Origin of the sequence: Mesorhizobium kowhaii, assembly GCF_042431665.1 — a bacterium.
GTDB lineage: Bacteria > Pseudomonadota > Alphaproteobacteria > Rhizobiales > Rhizobiaceae > Mesorhizobium > Mesorhizobium kowhaii.
The window spans coordinates 1-2,084 of record NZ_JBHLYT010000214.1; the positions used below are offsets into that span (position 1 = coordinate 1).

The 2,084-nt window shown below is 66.3% G+C and carries 2 protein-coding genes and 1 pseudogene; all 3 read left to right on the forward strand.

Features of this window, described 5'->3' with window-relative positions; genetic code table 11:
- Positions 1-124: 124 nt before the first annotated feature.
- The gene (locus ACFFNA_RS39465) at positions 125-631 is read left to right on the forward strand and encodes a GNAT family N-acetyltransferase (protein WP_378925718.1); all 507 of its coding nucleotides are present in this window, start codon (positions 125-127) and stop codon (positions 629-631) included.
- Between the two features lie 199 nt (positions 632-830).
- Positions 831-1,364 carry a hypothetical protein gene (locus ACFFNA_RS39470; RefSeq protein ID WP_378925720.1) on the forward strand — a complete coding sequence of 178 codons (534 nt, stop codon included), beginning with the start codon at positions 831-833 and terminating at the stop codon, positions 1,362-1,364.
- A 432-nt stretch (positions 1,365-1,796) separates the two neighbouring features.
- A pseudogene (locus ACFFNA_RS39475) lies at positions 1,797-2,084 on the forward strand (hypothetical protein); the annotation flags it as partial.

The window sequence follows — 2,084 nt, forward strand, 5'->3', positions numbered from 1 at the left end:
AACCGTCATCCGCGTGTCCCCGGAAGCCTATGACGCTTTCATGCAGGCGATCTCAGCCCCTGCCGCCGCCCCCCCGCCGAAGGCGGCGGAGCGGCTGCGTCGGTCCCCGCCCTGGGATCGCTAGGTGGCGCTTTCAGGCATCGAACTCCTCGACGACGCGCACCGCCTCGACAGCTTCGATTGCGGCAAGCCGGCGCTTAACGCTTGGCTGGCCGGCTTCGCGCGAACGAACCAGGCCCGCGGGTTTACCCGCGTTCTGATCGTTCACGACGAGGGAACAGTCGTCGGCTATTACGGCCTTGCGCCGGGCGTGATCCAGCCAAACAGCGCACCGCGCGCCATCCGCACCGGACGCCCGCCCGATCCGATCCCCTGCCTGCTGATTGGCCAACTCGCCGTCGACCATCGCTATGCCGGACAAGGCATCGGCAGCGGCCTGGTCAAGGACGCGCTTCGTCGCTGCGTCGCCGGCGCCGAAATCGTCGCCGGCCGCGCGGTGGTGGTGCGGGCGATCGACGCCGAGGCCGAGGGCTACTGGCAGAGCTGGGGTTTTGTCCCGTCGCGAGACAACCCGTCTATCCTGATGCGCTCGATCCAGGACGTGAGCCTCTGGCTGGCTGAAGGCCGCTAGTCCACGCGCGTAGCGCCTCCGGCAGCGGCAGGGTCCGGGCGCGCCGGTCTGCGGCCGGCCGGGCTCTAGTCGCGGCGTGCCGCCGCTCCCCGCGCCGGCTTCGCCGTCTCGGCCTTCGGGTGACGATCCCTCGCGCAGGGCCAGAGGGAGAGGGCGGCCACAGTGGGGCGGGGGCCGCTGGAGAGAAAGGAAAGTTACCATGTCGATGATATTCATAGGGGGTTCACGCGAGATACTCGAACTGCCCGAACCTGCCGTCGCGCGCATCGGCGCGATCGTCGCTGCCGAGCACGGCGTGCTGGTCGGCGACGCGCCCGGAGCCGATGCCGAGGCGCAGGGCCTCCTCGCGGGCTACGGCTACGACCATGTCGGCGTCTTCCATGCCGGCAAGGAACCCCGCAACAATCTTGGCGACTGGGCGGCCTACCATGTCCCGTCTCCTGACGATGCCAGAGGGGACTTTGTCCACGCCGCCAAAGACCGGGAGATGGCGCGGCGCGCCGACTTTGGGATGATGGTCTGGGACGGCGCATCGCCCGGCACGATCGTCAACGTTCTTCGGCTCGCCATGGCAAACAAGCCGTGCGTCATTTACGATCTGGCCAGGGGCAGCCTGGCGACCGCGTACAATGTGCAAGACTGGTGCGCCATGCTCCGCCATGCTGGTCCGGACGTCCGCCGGCAGGTGGAGGCCCGCATGACGCCGGAGGAGCGTCTGGCGTTGCCAGGATGATGTACGCGCGGTCCACCTGCTGTCCGGCAGGCTCGATCCGATATGCTTGACCCGGCCCCTGCGCCCCCACCTCCGCTGTATGAACGGCCGGAGCCGGCCCCAATTCGAAGCCGTCCCACACGCGCCCGGGGGGCGTCTGTCGAGGGTGATCATCTTGACCCCGTCTCGCATCTGAAAGCGGGGCAAGCGTGCCAAACATCCTGTCTTGGGCGGTCATCCAACCTGGCTTCGAGGCACCGCCTGTCGATGGCGTGAAATTCGTTGCCTGCCGGCTTCAATCTCGAAACCGCTCTGCCGCCATACCGAAGACGCAAGGCGGTTCACGCGCCGTGTTGCTGTTCGCGGTATCGGCGAGGCACGGGCAATGACCCGAGAGGCTGGCGCGGCAAGCATGTTCCGGCGATCCGGCACCTTTGCGTGGGCGGCCAAGCGATGGCGGCCTGGGTTCTTGTCCATCTGCCGCATCCGGGGCCATTCCCGTTTCATGTCGCCTTTGTAGACGACCGCCTGCTTTGTGCGGTCAACCCCCGTTGGGGGTACACTCGGCGAATATTCAGGAAAATTCGATTTCTGTTTTTTGTCCGCGGACAGGCGAAGGGCCTGCCCGCTATTTTTTGGCAAATAGAATTTTCCAGAATTTTCGCCGAGATGACCGCAGCAGGACGGCCCTCTCCTTTGGCGCCATCGGGAATGGTCCCGATGCAACCGAAGGAGAACTAC